17 protein-coding genes are annotated in these 12,719 nt (G+C 64.8%); 8 read left to right on the top strand and 9 right to left on the bottom strand.

Features of this window, described 5'->3' with window-relative positions:
* Nucleotides 1-14 precede the first annotated feature (14 nt).
* From cbiE to ACO07J_RS21630, 4 genes are all read right to left on the bottom strand, one after another.
* Entirely contained in the window at nt 15-1,217 is a 1,203-nt protein-coding gene (gene cbiE / locus ACO07J_RS21645; RefSeq protein ID WP_422032849.1) for a precorrin-6y C5,15-methyltransferase (decarboxylating) subunit CbiE, read from the bottom strand.
* Nucleotides 1,210-1,857, bottom strand: a complete 648-nt coding sequence (locus ACO07J_RS21640; RefSeq protein ID WP_422032847.1) for a precorrin-8X methylmutase — start codon at nt 1,855-1,857, stop codon at nt 1,210-1,212. The genes cbiE and ACO07J_RS21640 overlap by 8 nt, the downstream gene beginning before the upstream one ends.
* Nucleotides 1,858-1,932: 75 nt before the next feature.
* Nucleotides 1,933-3,246 (bottom strand): sirohydrochlorin chelatase, encoded by a 1,314-nt coding sequence (locus ACO07J_RS21635; protein ID WP_422032845.1) that lies wholly within the window; start codon nt 3,244-3,246, stop codon nt 1,933-1,935.
* 5 nt (nt 3,247-3,251) lie between these two features.
* Complete coding sequence (locus ACO07J_RS21630; protein ID WP_422032843.1) at nt 3,252-3,488, bottom strand: DUF6732 family protein; 237 nt, start codon at nt 3,486-3,488, stop codon at nt 3,252-3,254.
* Between the two features lie 295 nt (nt 3,489-3,783).
* Between ACO07J_RS21630 and ACO07J_RS21625 the strand changes: the two genes are divergently transcribed.
* Nucleotides 3,784-4,758 (top strand): glutathione S-transferase family protein, encoded by a 975-nt coding sequence (locus tag ACO07J_RS21625; protein WP_422032841.1) that lies wholly within the window; start codon nt 3,784-3,786, stop codon nt 4,756-4,758.
* Nucleotides 4,759-5,253: 495 nt separating this feature from the next.
* On the opposite strand, the gene ACO07J_RS21620 is transcribed toward ACO07J_RS21625, so the two are convergent.
* Nucleotides 5,254-5,985 carry a Crp/Fnr family transcriptional regulator gene (locus tag ACO07J_RS21620; RefSeq protein WP_422032839.1) on the bottom strand — a complete coding sequence of 244 codons (732 nt, stop codon included), beginning with the start codon at nt 5,983-5,985 and terminating at the stop codon, nt 5,254-5,256.
* An 87-nt stretch (nt 5,986-6,072) separates the two neighbouring features.
* Between ACO07J_RS21620 and ACO07J_RS21615 the strand changes: the two genes are divergently transcribed.
* Nucleotides 6,073-6,471 carry a hypothetical protein gene (locus tag ACO07J_RS21615; protein WP_422032837.1) on the top strand — a complete coding sequence of 133 codons (399 nt, stop codon included), beginning with the start codon at nt 6,073-6,075 and terminating at the stop codon, nt 6,469-6,471.
* A 6-nt stretch (nt 6,472-6,477) separates the two neighbouring features.
* Here the strand turns inward: ACO07J_RS21615 and ACO07J_RS21610 are convergent, their stop codons facing one another.
* Nucleotides 6,478-6,867, bottom strand: a complete 390-nt coding sequence (locus ACO07J_RS21610) for a hypothetical protein (protein WP_422032835.1) — start codon at nt 6,865-6,867, stop codon at nt 6,478-6,480.
* 3 nt (nt 6,868-6,870) lie between these two features.
* A complete protein-coding gene (locus ACO07J_RS21605; protein WP_422032833.1) occupies nt 6,871-7,194 on the bottom strand; it encodes a DUF883 family protein in 324 nt (107 codons plus the stop codon).
* 205 nt (nt 7,195-7,399) lie between these two features.
* On the opposite strand from ACO07J_RS21605, the gene ACO07J_RS21600 reads away from it, so the two are divergent.
* A complete protein-coding gene (locus tag ACO07J_RS21600) occupies nt 7,400-7,561 on the top strand; it encodes a DUF1328 domain-containing protein (RefSeq protein ID WP_074940246.1) in 162 nt (53 codons plus the stop codon).
* Nucleotides 7,562-7,636: 75 nt separating this feature from the next.
* On the opposite strand, the gene ACO07J_RS21595 is transcribed toward ACO07J_RS21600, so the two are convergent.
* Nucleotides 7,637-8,449 (bottom strand): response regulator, encoded by an 813-nt coding sequence (locus ACO07J_RS21595; protein ID WP_422032831.1) that lies wholly within the window; start codon nt 8,447-8,449, stop codon nt 7,637-7,639.
* A gap of 128 nt (nt 8,450-8,577) precedes the next feature.
* On the opposite strand from ACO07J_RS21595, the gene ACO07J_RS21590 reads away from it, so the two are divergent.
* From ACO07J_RS21590 to ACO07J_RS21575, 4 genes are all read left to right on the top strand, one after another.
* Complete coding sequence (locus ACO07J_RS21590) at nt 8,578-8,772, top strand: NepR family anti-sigma factor (protein ID WP_422032829.1); 195 nt, start codon at nt 8,578-8,580, stop codon at nt 8,770-8,772.
* Complete coding sequence (locus tag ACO07J_RS21585; RefSeq protein ID WP_422032827.1) at nt 8,769-9,323, top strand: RNA polymerase sigma factor; 555 nt, start codon at nt 8,769-8,771, stop codon at nt 9,321-9,323. The genes ACO07J_RS21590 and ACO07J_RS21585 overlap by 4 nt, the downstream gene beginning before the upstream one ends.
* A complete protein-coding gene (locus tag ACO07J_RS21580; RefSeq protein WP_422032825.1) occupies nt 9,320-11,080 on the top strand; it encodes a sensor histidine kinase in 1,761 nt (586 codons plus the stop codon). The genes ACO07J_RS21585 and ACO07J_RS21580 overlap by 4 nt, the downstream gene beginning before the upstream one ends.
* Nucleotides 11,081-11,162: 82 nt before the next feature.
* Nucleotides 11,163-11,297: a hypothetical protein gene (locus tag ACO07J_RS21575; protein WP_422032823.1), complete on the top strand. Its 135-nt coding sequence runs from the start codon at nt 11,163-11,165 to the stop codon at nt 11,295-11,297.
* An 84-nt stretch (nt 11,298-11,381) separates the two neighbouring features.
* On the opposite strand, the gene ACO07J_RS21570 is transcribed toward ACO07J_RS21575, so the two are convergent.
* Nucleotides 11,382-11,972: an exopolysaccharide biosynthesis protein gene (locus tag ACO07J_RS21570; protein WP_422032821.1), complete on the bottom strand. Its 591-nt coding sequence runs from the start codon at nt 11,970-11,972 to the stop codon at nt 11,382-11,384.
* Between the two features lie 180 nt (nt 11,973-12,152).
* Between ACO07J_RS21570 and ACO07J_RS21565 the strand changes: the two genes are divergently transcribed.
* Entirely contained in the window at nt 12,153-12,680 is a 528-nt protein-coding gene (locus ACO07J_RS21565; protein WP_422032819.1) for a hypothetical protein, read from the top strand.
* The last annotated feature ends 39 nt before the right edge of the window (nt 12,681-12,719 follow it).

Below are 12,719 nucleotides of genomic sequence, written 5' to 3'. Positions count from 1 at the left end.
AAAACGCGCAAACATCACCGCTTCACTAGGCTCCACTGCGTCACCGGCATCAACGGCCGCCACCCGGTCAGCCTGCCGACAGGCTCGGCACGCGCCACGCCGATCTTCACCAGCTCCCCGCCAAACTCTTTATGCAGCTCCAGCAACAAAGCCTCGCTCTCCAGCGTCACCGCGTTGCACACCAACCGTCCCAAGGGCCGCAAAGCCGCCCAGGCCGCCTCAAACACCTCTCGGCTCAAGCCCCCGCCGATGAACACAGCATCCGGCGCCTCCAGCCCTTCCAGCGCCTCCGGCACGTACCCGTCGATCAGCTCCAGCTTCGGCACGCCCAGCGCCAGCGCATTCGCCGCCGCCATCGCCCGCCGGTCCGCCCTCGGCTCGATGCCGACAGCCCGCGCATACCGCGCCCCGCGCATCCATTCCACGGCGACAGACCCGCACCCGGTCCCGATATCCCACAAGAGCGCCCCCCGCATCGGCATGAGCTTCGACAGCGTCACCGCCCGCACCTCCTGCTTGGTCATCGTCCCGTCATGCTCGAAGAGCGCATCCGCCAGCCCCGGCACCCGCGGCAACAGCGCCGCATCCGGCGCCGCCACGCAGTCCACCGCCAGCGTGTTGAAGGCCGGCACCTCATGCGCCCAGCTCTCCGCCACCCCGTCGAAGCGCGCCTCGTCCTTGCCGCCCATCGCCGCCAGTACCGTCATCCGCGACTTGCCGAACCCCCGCTCGGTCAGGAACGCGGCAATCTTCGCGGGCGTCTCCGCCCCCGTTGTCAGGATCAGCAATCGCGCCTGCGGCTGGATGAAGGCGATCATCTGCTCCACGGGCCGTCCATGCACCGTCAGCGTCTCCACATCCGCAACGCTCCACCCCATCCGGGCCGAGGCCAGCTGAAAAGCCGAGACCTGCGGATGATAGGTGATCTCCGCCGGGTCGATCGCCCGCCCGATCCGCGCACCGACCGAGAACCACAGCGGGTCGCCCGTCGCCAGCACCACCACCCGCCGCCCCTTGAAGGACATCAGCAGATCGATCAGCGCATCGAACGGGCTCGGCCAGGCCACCCGCTCCGCCGTCACCGCCTCCGACAGCCTGTGATGCCGGTCGCCGCCGACGATCACCTCCGCCGCCTCGACAACCGCCCGCGTCGCCGGAAGCAGCCCGTCCATCCCGTCCTCGCCGATCCCGACGATATGCAGCCACGTCTCAGCCATTCCCGTCACGCCCCTCCGGTATTCCCGCCGCCAGCGCATTCACCGCCGCCGACGCCATCGCCGATCCGCCGCGCCGCCCGCGCAGCGCCACGAACTCACACCCCCGCGGATTCGCGGCCAGCTCCGCCTTCGACTCCGCCGCCCCGACAAACCCCACCGGAAAGCCGAGTATGACCGCCGGCTTCGGCGCCCCCTCGTCGATCAATTCCAGCAGATGAAACAACGCCGTCGGCGCATTCCCAACGGCCACCACGGCCCCTTCCAGCCGCTCGGCCCACAGCTCCACCGCCGCCGCCGAGCGCGTGTTCCCGATCCCGGCCGCGATCCCCGGCACCTTCGGGTCATTGAGCGTCACGATCACCTCGTTCCCGGCCGGCAAATACCGCCGGATGATCCCCGCCCCCACCATTTCGCAATCGCAAAGCACCGGCGCACCGGCCCGCAACGCCGCCTGCCCCGCCTCGTAGGCGCCGTCCGAAAACGCCAGCCGGTCCGCCACCTCGACCATGCCGCAGGCATGGATCAGCCGGATCGCCAAGGCCTCCATCCCCGGCCCGAACCGCTCGAGCCGCGCCTCCTTGCGGACGGTCGCGAAACTCTCGGCATAAATCGCCTGCGGGTTCTTCTCGTATGGGCGCACTGGTCTGGCCTCGGCTCTCTCGGACACCGGACACCGCTCCGGCAACGCATCTCTCAAACGAACGAACCGCCCGCCTCAGGCCTTGGCCTTCCGCGAACTCTCCGGCCCCAGCGGGTGGTCGGCATGCGGATAGGGGGCGTGATGATGGTGATGGTGGTGATCGTGCCCGTGGTCATGATGATGGTCATGATCGTGGTGATGGTGGTGATGTTGGTGATCATGCCCATGGTCATGATGGTGATGATGGTGCCCATCCCCGTGATCATGATGATGGTGGTGGTGATCATGATGGTGGTGATGGTGATGATGGCCCGCCATCTCCAACCGGCACAGCCCCGTGCAGAACGTGCTGCACAGCTGGCAATCCTCCACGTTCGACCCCGGCGCCGACGCCCCCTGCCCCTCGACATGGTGGTGATGGCTCTCCTGAACCGCCCCCACCTCGGCCTCGAAGCCCAGCACGGCGGTGCGATACTTGCACATCACGCAAGTCGGCGGCGGCGTGTCGCTGAACGCCGGATGCCCCCGCCGCGCCTCGGCCGAGATCTCCACGACCTCCTCGCCTTCCAGCGCCAGAACCTGTGTCCTGTAGGGGCACGTCCCGCAATTGGGCGGCGGTACGGCGCCGACCTGCTCGACCACCCGCTCGGCAAAGGTCTCCAGCACCTGCGGATGATCGCCCAGGTAATCCGCCTTCACGAACTGCGTGCCGGGATACTCCCCCGCCACCTGGTCGGTGAAGCCATAGATCCGGTCGATCAGGATGCCCGAGAACAGGAAATACGGAAACACGACGACCCGTTTGTAGCCAAGCTTCACCACGTGCTGCAGACACGGCTCCACCAGCGGGAAGGTGACGCCGGAATAGCCCACCTCGCACCAGCCGAACCCCATGCCTTCCTGCAACAGCCGCGCGATCTTCGACACGTTGGCATTGGCATCCGGGTCCGACGCGCCCCGCCCGATCACCACCAGGCAAGTATCATGCCGGCTCACCGCGCCATGCTCGGCATCGGCGCGCTCCAGCGCCTCCCGCACCCTTGCCCCGGCGGCCGCCACCATCTTCGGGTCGACCCCCAGCTCCCGGCCATAACTCACCTCGATCCCGTGCTTCGCCGCATAGGTGTTCAGAACCGTCGGAATGTCGTTCTTCGAATGCATCGCCGCGAACAGCATCCCCGGCACGGCCAGGATGCGCTCGCAGCCCTTCTCCCGCAGCCGGTCAAGCCCGTCGCGGATCACCGGGTTGGCGAACTCGAGATAGCCGTATTCCATCTCCCACTCCGCCGGCAGCAGCGGCGGCAGCTTCTCGGCCAGCGTCGCGAACTCGTCCACCGCCGACTGGCTGCGCGAGCCGTGGCCACAGATCATCACCCCGGTCTTGACCATCTGGCTCAGGCCTCCCGCGGCTCGGCGTCGGTGTCCTCGTCACCGGCCTCCGCCTCGGGCGCCTCGCCCTTGCGGCCCTTCAGCCCGGCCCACAGCCCGATGGCAATCGCCGCCCCGATCGCGGCGGCGCCCAGCCAGTGCCCGTGCCCGGCCACCTCGGCCAGGTGCCCCGGATGCGCCTCGGCGGCGGCCCCGGCCATCAGGGCGGCCATGCTGGTGGCCACGAAACTGGAAATTCTCATGCGGCGTCTCCCTTGTCCAAACGTCACGTCCCGGCCCGGTCGAAAAGGAGAGCACTGACGACATGAAGCTAAGCCCCCGGTTTGGGTCGGCCGCCCTTCACACACCTTTCCGGCCCGATCTCCGGGCATCGTCTTCCCGCCTCTATAGGCGCCGGGCGCGGCCCTTGCAAACCAAGAATCGGCACGCCCGGCGCCGGATACGACATGTGCAGCCGCGCACGGCCGCTGCGCGCCTCCCGCCCTGTGCAAGGAACCCGCGCCGGCCTACCTCGTTGCCTAACCAAAGGAGGATCCCATGGGTTTGCTCGTCGACGGCGAATGGAAAGACAAGGGCTACGACACCGACAAGACGGGCGGCAAGTTCGTCCGCTCGGAAACCAAGTTCCGCAACTGGATCACCGCCGACGGCTCCGCCGGCCCCTCGGGCGAAGGCGGCTTCCCCGCCCAATCCGACCGCTACCACCTCTACGTTTCCTACGCCTGTCCCTGGGCCCACCGGACGCTGGTGTTCCGCAAGCTGAAGGGGCTCGAGGACCATATCGGCGTCTCCGTCGTCCACCCCGACATGCTCTCGGAAGGGTGGGAACTGCGCGACGACTACCCCGGCGCCACCGGCGACCCGCTCTATGGGCTTGATTACCTGCGCGAGCTCTACCTCAAGGCCGATCCGCAGGCCTCCGGCCGCGTCACTGTCCCCGTGCTCTGGGACAAGGAGCGCCAGACCATCGTCTCCAACGAAAGCGCCGAGATCATCCGGATGTTCAATTCGGCCTTCGACGAGATCACCGGCAACACCGACGACTACTGGCCCGAAAACCTCCGCGACGATATCGAACCGGTCAACGACCGCATCTACGACACCGTCAACAACGGCGTCTACAAGGCCGGCTTCGCCACCTCGCAGAAGGCCTATGACGAAGCCGTCCACCCGCTTTTCGACAGTCTCGACTGGCTCGAATCCCGCCTGTCAGAAAACCGCTACCTGATGGGAGACACCATCACCGAGGCCGACTGGCGCCTCTTCACCACGCTGGTCCGCTTCGACCTCGTCTACCACACCCATTTCAAGTGCAACCGCAACTGGATCATGGATTTCCCCAACCTCTGGGGCTACCTGCGCGAGCTCTACCAGTGGCCCGGCGTGAAGGAGACGGTCAACTTCGACCACATCACCCGCCACTACCACATGAGCCACCGCACGATTAACCCCTACGGCATCATCCCGATCAACCCCGACCCCGACTTCGACGCGCCCCACGGCCGGGGGTGACCGGGCCACACCGGTACGTGGATCATCGAGACCAGGAAGGCGTGGCGTTCGGCTTCCTGGTCCAAGACCCCGATTGCGCCGCCCCACGTAGGGCATTGAAGGCCCTGATCCGCCGAAATCGCCCGCTCGCCCACGAAAAAATTCAACCATTTAAGTAACAGTTTCAATGGCTTGAAACTTTTTTCAAAAAAACATCACATCGCAGGAAACCTTTTCCCACGAGGCGCGTTGTATTTTCGACGTCGGAATGGAGAAATCGTTTCGACCGGATGTCTGCCCATCATCCCCAAATCCCAGGCAGACATTCAGCACCCTTCCTGTCCCTCGGGTGCCTGCCCCCGCCTTCATTTAAGGCGGGGGCCGCTTCTTTCTGGGGGTGTTCCCACGCCACGACAGCATCTCACGCCGGGTTGAGAAACGCCGGCCCGGGGCGCGCGCCATCGTCGCGAGACCAATGGCGCCAACAATGACGACCCGTGCCCGGCCCCGCCCCGCTCAGATCAGCGGCCTCGGCCGTACATCCGAATCCGGATCGCGATGTGCCAACCGGGCCAGCCCCTCGTAATCCCGGATCTCCATGTCGCCGTTCTTCCAGTTCAGGATCCCGCGGTCGCGCAGCCCCTTCAGCGTCTTGTTGGTATGCACCACCGACAGGCCCAGCGCATCGGCCAGGTCCTTCTGCGTATAGGGAAGCTTCATCCACGGCCCGTTCGACAGGCCCAGCGCGACCGCCCGGTCATACAGGCGCAAAAGCCCCGTCGCCAGCCGCTGCTCCGCCGGCATCCGGCCCACCACGGCCAGCTGCTCCCCCAGGAAATGCTCCTCCAGCGCGGCGATCCAGGTCAGGTCATAGGCCCGCTCGGGATGATCCTGGAACAGCCGCCAAAGCCCCCGCCGGTCGAACACGCACAGCATCATCGCGGTGGTCGATTCGACCGAATGCTGCATCTCGTCCATCACGCCTGCCTGCAGCCCGATGAAATCGCCCGGCATGACAAAGCTGATTACCTGCCGCTCGCCATTCTCCAGCGTCTTGTATCGCAGGCCCATGCCGTCGAGAACGGTGAACAATTGCGGGCTGTTCGAGCCTTCCAGCATCAGCGTCGTGCCCGGGTCGACCCTCAGTTCGCCGGTCTTGAAATCCTCCATGAAATCAAGCTCGGCCTCCGACATCGGCAGGAAGACGGGCCGCTTGCGCAGCCAGCAGTTTCGGCAATCCGTGACCATCAGCGAAATTTCCCACTTTTGTATGTCATAGTTTAATGCAGCCCAAAATTTAAACTGTATTTTACAATTATGTTTGGAGACGACCTCATGAATGAACGGCCCGATGATTCCCGGCGCGACGTGCCGGCTCAGTCGGCCCCCGTCTACCTTGTGCTGGAGCGCAATTCCCTGATTGCAGAGGATATTGCCGGCTCGCTCAGGGCGGCGGGCCCCTGCGATATCATCCGCATCAAGTCGACGGAAGAAATGGCCAGCCGGCTTGCCGCGAATGACCGGATCGAAGCGGCGTTCCTGGAGATGAACTATGCGCAGGTCGTCAACAGCGGGCTGGCGGACATGCTCCGGACATGCGGCACACAGATCATCCTCACCGCCGGCGAGGACGACGAGGAGTGTGTACGCAGCCTTGGCTGGAACATGCTGGTCCGCCCCTTCACCGACGAGATGATCCGCCACGCCATCCGCCCGCGCAAGACGGGCGGTTGAGCCCGCTTATGGGTTGGGATTGGGGTTGGGGTTGGGGTTCCGCGGCGCCCGCGCCGCGCGCCCGGCCTGCATCCCCATGGCGAACCCTTCGATGATCCCCACGATGGTCGAGGTATTGCCCGTCGCGGCTGTCGGGGCCACCGTTGCGGCGGCCGCCCCGCGCACGGGAACCCGCGAGCGGCTCAGCAGGAAGCAGATACCGGCCAACAGAACGAACAGCCCGCCAATCGCGGCGTTGGCAATGATCGCGCCGTGTTCGGCCTCGATCACGAGCCACAGGGCCGCGCCAAGAAATCCGCTGCCGATCAGTACGAGAATTATGCCCACGAGATTGAACGCGAAAGCGCGCGCCGCAGCGCGCGCCCGAATTTCGATCGTGGCGGGAATTCCAAACATCCCTTACCTCCGGCTTGTCAGCATTCCCAGCATGAAGCCCACGCCGACCGCCACGGCCATCGAAGTGGCAGGCTGCGCGCGCACCGTGTCGGCGGCATACTGCCCGGCACGCTCGGCCTGGTCGCGTGCCGCATGGAACTGCGCCTCGCCCGCCTCATAGGCGTCGGAGGCCGTGCGCTTGGCGCCGTTGATGGCGGCGTTCTTCGAATGGACGCCAAGGTCGCCCAGCGTCTTGGTCAGCGCCGAGACATCCTTTTTCAAGGTCGCGATCTGCGCTGAAAGATCGTCGAGGTCACTTTTCGGTGTTCCCGTTTCAGCCCGTGCCATGTCGGCCTCCTTGTTCCGTGAAAACTGTGGTGCGTTCCCCGCATCAACGCGTAAGCGCGCGACAGGTTCCTGCCTTTTTCGCGGCTGCGGCAATTTGGAGCAACTCTTTGCCCCTCACGGAAATTTTTCTGGGAACCATTCCTTCCTCGGCGCGGTTTATCAGCCATCAGACAAGACGAACCAAGGCAACCAAAGGAGTTATCCGATGCTGTACTGGGCACTTGTTTTCTTCGTCGTCGCAATCGTCGCGGCCGTGTTCGGCTTCGGCGGCATCGCATCCGCGTCGGCCGGGATCGCACAGATCCTGTTCTTCGTGTTCCTCGTGCTGTTCCTCGGCGCCCTGATCATGCGCGCCGTCCGCAGCTGACGGACATGAAACGAAAAAGACCTGCGCGCCGCCGACCGGCGCGCAGGTCTCTGTCAGGATAAAGCGGCCTTTCCCTCAGGCCTGCAACGTCTCCGTACTCGAGAAGAACATCGCCTGGCTCACCGCCGACTGAACCTGGTCCTCCGAATAGGGCTTCGTGATCAGGAAGGCAGGTTCCGGCCGCTCACCGGTCAGAAGGCGCTCGGGGAAGGCGGTGATGAACACCACCGGCACCTCGTCCATCTGGCCCAGGATATCGTTCACCGCGTCGATCCCCGAGGATTTGTCGGCAAGCTGGATATCGGCCAGGATCATGTCCGGCGGCGTCTGTTTGGCCAGCTTGACCGCCTGGTCGCGGGTGCGGGCCACGCCGGTCACCTCGTGCCCCATGCTCTCGACGATAGAGGAGATGTCCATCGCGATGATCGCCTCGTCCTCGATCACCATGATCCGGCCGCGCACGGCGTCCGACATTTCGCGCCGGGCGATCGACAGCAGCTCGGCCGCCTCGTCGGGGCTCACGTCGATGATGTCGGCGATCTGTTCGGTGCGGAACCCTTCGAGGCTCTGCAACAGCAGGGCTTCGCGCGTGTTGCGGGTCAGGCCCGACAGGCGCCACTGCGCCCGGCCTTCCGCGGAATCAAGGCTTCCACCCTCGTCAACCGGGGCGCCTGAGGACACCCAGATATCGTGGAACGCCCGGAACAGCGCCGTCTTCGGAGCCCGGTCGTTGGTAAAGACCTCCTGATTCTCAAGCAGCGCCTCGAGCGTGGCCGCGGCGTAATTGTCTCCGGTGTTCTGACTGCCCGTCAGCGCCCGAGCATACCGCCTCAGATACGGCAGTTCCTGCGCGATGCGCGTGGTAACATCAGGATTGCTGTCCATCATGGATATTTCCCTCAGGTGTCCTCTAAAAAAAATCGGTCGTCGTAAGGAACCAAACGCATATCTTTAGGTTATGTTCCAGATCAGGTGCAAAAAAAGCGCCTGAGGGCTTGTGCGGAAAATCGGGTACTATGACGAAGACTAGCAGGATCAACAAAGTGGATCAGCAAATTGATGATAACTTGCGGCGTGTATACTCGGAAGCTTTCGAGGAGCCGGTGCCGGAGCGGTTTACCAAGCTCCTGGACCAGCTGCGCGCAAAAGAGCAAGAGAGCAGTACGACGCGGAATCGGGACGCCAATACCAAGACCGAGGATGACGCGTGACAACACACAAAGACCCGAGGGAAGAGCTGATCGAGCATCTTCCCGCCATGCGTGCGTTCGCTTTCAGCCTGTCGCACAATGCATCATCGGCCGACGACCTCGTACAGGATGCGGTCGTCAAAGCATGGGATAATTTCGACAAGTTCCAGACCGGCACAAACCTGCGGGCCTGGCTGTTCACGATCCTGCGCAACACCTACTATTCCCAGCACCGCAAGCGCCGCCGCGAGGTCGAGGATCCCGAGGGGATCATGGCCGCGTCGATGTCGCAGAAGCCCGACCATGACGGCCGCCTCGCCATGACCGATTTCCGCGAGGCCTTCGCCCAGCTCACCTCCGAACAGCGCGAGGTTCTGGTTCTTGTCGGCGCCGAGGGGTTTTCCTACGAAGAAGCGGCTGATATGTGCAAATGTGCGGTCGGCACGATCAAGAGCCGGGCGAACCGGGCGCGCAAGCGTCTGGCGGAACTGATGCACCTGGACGATGACAGCGAACTCGAGATGACGGATTCAGCAACATTGGCGGTGGTCAACGGAAAGCCATCGGTATGAGCGAGAAGCCGGCGGCGCGGCACCGGGGCTTGAAGCCGGGCCTCGCCTTCCGGCTGGCCATCGTCCTCAGTCTCGCCATGCTGCCGCTCGGCCTGATTTCCGTCTTCCAGACCCTCAAGGTTCTCGAGGAACGCCGCACCCTCTCCGAAACCGCCCTCCTCGAACAGACCCAGCAGGCCGTCTCCGAAACCCGCGAGATAATCCGCTCCGCGGTCAGCTCCGCCCACACCCTCGCCGTGGCGGTCGAGGCCTTCTCCGCCAATAACGACAGCTGCGACCTGATCATGTCCAAGGTCGTCGACAAGTCCGACATCTACAGCTTCGCCGGCTTCATCGATTCGACCCTGCAACTCGTCTGCGCCTCGAACGGTGAGCGTCAGGATCTCGCTGGTCTCGACATCATCCGCTCCGACCTCGAGAACCGCGAGCCCGGCATCATCGTCCAGCCGCTCGAATTCATCGGGCCGGGCTCGGCGGTCATCGTCACCGTGCCCGTAACCGATTCCAGCCTGCATCGCGGCACCGCCTGGATCGCCATCCCTCTATCGCAGATCAACGAGGTGCTGGCCGATACCGCCTCCGACGTCGACCTGGTGGTGTTCCAGCGTGACGGCGACATCATCGCCACCGGCGATTTCACGGATGACCGCCGCTCGGTCCTTCCGGCCGACCGCTCCCTCCCCGATCTCGTCGATCAGGGCCGCCAGACCTTCCGCGACCTGAACCGCCAGGGCAATCCGCGCCACTTCGCCGTTGTCCCCATCGTCGAGGGCAGCGTCTTCGCGCTGGGAAGCTGGCGCCCCAGAAGCCAGAGCACCTTCCTGCCGGGCTACGAGGGCGCCATCTCGCTCTACTTCCCGCTGCTGATGTGGATCATCGCCATCGCCGTTGCCTATATCGGGGTCCACCGTCTCGCCATCCGCCATGTCTGGCGCCTGCGGACGTGGATGCGCCTCTTCGCCGCCGGCCGCACCGATCTCGACACCGCCCGGCTCGACAACGCGCCCGAGGAATTCGAGGTGCTGGCCGACGCCTTCCGCGCCATGACCCGCCGCATTTCCGAACAGGACCGCCGCCGCGACGAGGACCTGAAGGAAAAGACCGTCCTGCTGCGCGAGATCCACCACCGGGTCAAGAACAACCTGCAACTGATCTCTTCGATCATGAACATGCAGATCCGCAACACCGGCAGCCCCGAGGCCCGCCACCTGCTCCGCCGGGTGCAGGACCGGGTGATGGCCCTATCCGCCATCCACCGCTACCTCTACCTCGCGCGCAAGCTCTCCAAGGTCCGTGCCGACTCGCTGCTCGAGGATATCATCCGCCAGCTCGTCACCATCGGCGCCCTGGACGAGTACGAGCACCGGATCGAGATTTCGACCAGCTTCGACCCGGTCGAGATCGACCCGGATCAGTCGGTCCCCCTCTCGCTGCTGGCCACCGAGGCAGCGATCAACGCGGTCAAGCATTCCGGCGTCGAACGCGGCGCGACCGCCTGGATCAACATCGCGCTCAAGCAGGTCGGCGCCGACACGCTCAACCTCAGCATCGTCAATTCCCGCATGGCCCACGAAGACGACCACGACCGCCACGACACCGACGGCTCCGGCCTCGGTTCCCGGCTGATCCAGTCCTTCGTCTCACAACTCGACGGCACGCTCGACACCCACGTCACCCCCGACCGCTACGAGCTGCACGTGACCTTCCCCCTGTCCTGGCCCGAAGCCGAGGAAGACGACGCGCTACCGGCGAAATGATGACGACTGCGGTGACCTGCCGGGAACCAGCGTAAGGTTTCGGACGTTCCTGATTCAGAACAACAGCACGGAGGTACACATCATGAGACGCAAGCATTTCTCGATGATATCCCTGTTCGCCCTCATTGCTGTGGCTGCCTGGGATGTCTTGAAACGGATCGGCGACAACATGGACGAAGCACAACGCGTGCCCGCCGTCGCCAAGGCCAAGAGCTGACCAACGACCAGCGCGGTGCGAAGGTACCCGGTTTCGCGCCGCGCAAAATTCTCCCCCGACGATTTCCCCGAAAAATCCGACGTCTCAGATCGCCGCCACGATCACGCCTACCGCCGCGGCCGCCCCCAACATTCCGAACAGCACCAGAAGCCCGTCGGCCATGAACATGCCCGTCGCCACCACCGCCACGACCACCCCCAGCAGCGACGAGGTGAACGGGATCAGCTCCAGCAACGGCATCAGCAGCCCGCAGACCAGGCACAACCCCTGCGGCATGATCGAGAACGGCGGATGGGTCAGCCACTGCATCCGCCGCCGCGTCACCCGGTCAAGCAACCGCGCCGGCTTGCGCAGCCAGCCCACGGCGTCATGCACCCGCCGCGCCGGCAGGCTCGCGCGGCTCAGCCAACCCGGCAGCCACAGCGACGGCCGCCGCATCATCTGCTGCACCGATACCGCCGCGATCAGCATACCACACACCGATGAAAACCCCGGCACGCCGCTCAGGGGCGAGATCACCATCAGCGCGGGCACCATCAGCAGCGGCGTGTAACTCGCCCGCCCCAGCCGGTCGACCACCTCGCGCACCGACGACCGCTCGCCTTCCAGCGCATGTTCCGTTTCCAGGACGATGTCGACCGCGGCCATCGGCCGGCCCTTTGCGGATGCTGTCATCCCTGCCCTTTCCTGTGCAACGCCTCCAGACCGGAACCCAACGTACCATGCCCCCGCCAGTTCCCGGGAAACGGCACCGGGCCCGCCTTGCACGCCGAAACCGCCTTTGTACGCCGGGAACCGTTTGCCCGCAGGGGCGTTACACCCTCCATAAGCCAGTCTTTTACAAAGGACACTGTTATGAAACACTACGTTCTCAGTGCCGCTGCCGCCGTGCTGATGTTCACCGCTCCCGTCGCCGTTCAGGCGCAGGATGTCACCCTCTCCCGCATCGAGGTGAAAACCGACCTGTCGGCCTACGAAGGCAGCAACGCCAGCGAGTTCTGGCCGTCGCTCGAGGCCGATCTTGGCCGCGCCATCGCCTCTGTCGTCACTGTCGACGAAACCGCCGAGGCGCCCGCCATCCGGGTCGAGATCAACAAGATCGCCATCTCGGGCAGCCCGATCCTTCCCGCCACCGGCGAGTTCAACGAGATGGAAGGCACCATTGCCGTCTTCCGCGGCCTCGAGGAAGACGTGACCTCCGGCTCGCAGGACGACGCTACCCCCAACGAGATCGAGCGCAGCTTCCCGATCAAGGTCAGCGCCGTCACCGGCGAGGCCATCGTGCCGGAAGGCTATATCGCCATCCCGCCGTCGGATGCCGATTTCTACGCCGCCATGATCGGCGGTTTCGCCCTCGAAACCGTCCGTCGCCTCGACGAATAACCGTCCCTGGCCGCGCGCCCCGGGCCGACCGGGGCGCGC

Source organism: Roseovarius sp. (assembly GCF_965228755.1).
Lineage (GTDB): Bacteria > Pseudomonadota > Alphaproteobacteria > Rhodobacterales > Rhodobacteraceae > Roseovarius.
The sequence above is the reverse complement of the archived record's forward strand: the minus strand, read 5'-3'. Positions and strand labels throughout refer to the sequence as shown.

What these genes read in the sequence shown, in the direction of transcription:
- cbiE (WP_422032849.1), bottom strand. Translation starts at nt 1,217, where the DNA reads ATGGCTGAGACGTGGCTGCATATCGTCGGGATCGGCGAGGACGGGATG.
- ACO07J_RS21635 (WP_422032845.1), bottom strand. Translation starts at nt 3,246, where the DNA reads ATGGTCAAGACCGGGGTGATGATCTGTGGCCACGGCTCGCGCAGCCAG.
- ACO07J_RS21630 (WP_422032843.1), bottom strand. Translation starts at nt 3,488, where the DNA reads ATGAGAATTTCCAGTTTCGTGGCCACCAGCATGGCCGCCCTGATGGCC.
- ACO07J_RS21625 (WP_422032841.1), top strand. Translation starts at nt 3,784, where the DNA reads ATGGGTTTGCTCGTCGACGGCGAATGGAAAGACAAGGGCTACGACACC.
- ACO07J_RS21620 (WP_422032839.1), bottom strand. Translation starts at nt 5,985, where the DNA reads ATGGTCACGGATTGCCGAAACTGCTGGCTGCGCAAGCGGCCCGTCTTC.
- ACO07J_RS21615 (WP_422032837.1), top strand. Translation starts at nt 6,073, where the DNA reads ATGAATGAACGGCCCGATGATTCCCGGCGCGACGTGCCGGCTCAGTCG.
- ACO07J_RS21610 (WP_422032835.1), bottom strand. Translation starts at nt 6,867, where the DNA reads ATGTTTGGAATTCCCGCCACGATCGAAATTCGGGCGCGCGCTGCGGCG.
- ACO07J_RS21605 (WP_422032833.1), bottom strand. Translation starts at nt 7,194, where the DNA reads ATGGCACGGGCTGAAACGGGAACACCGAAAAGTGACCTCGACGATCTT.
- ACO07J_RS21600 (WP_074940246.1), top strand. Translation starts at nt 7,400, where the DNA reads ATGCTGTACTGGGCACTTGTTTTCTTCGTCGTCGCAATCGTCGCGGCC.
- ACO07J_RS21595 (WP_422032831.1), bottom strand. Translation starts at nt 8,449, where the DNA reads ATGATGGACAGCAATCCTGATGTTACCACGCGCATCGCGCAGGAACTG.
- ACO07J_RS21590 (WP_422032829.1), top strand. Translation starts at nt 8,578, where the DNA reads ATGACGAAGACTAGCAGGATCAACAAAGTGGATCAGCAAATTGATGAT.
- ACO07J_RS21580 (WP_422032825.1), top strand. Translation starts at nt 9,320, where the DNA reads ATGAGCGAGAAGCCGGCGGCGCGGCACCGGGGCTTGAAGCCGGGCCTC.
- ACO07J_RS21575 (WP_422032823.1), top strand. Translation starts at nt 11,163, where the DNA reads ATGAGACGCAAGCATTTCTCGATGATATCCCTGTTCGCCCTCATTGCT.
- ACO07J_RS21570 (WP_422032821.1), bottom strand. Translation starts at nt 11,972, where the DNA reads ATGACAGCATCCGCAAAGGGCCGGCCGATGGCCGCGGTCGACATCGTC.
- ACO07J_RS21565 (WP_422032819.1), top strand. Translation starts at nt 12,153, where the DNA reads ATGAAACACTACGTTCTCAGTGCCGCTGCCGCCGTGCTGATGTTCACC.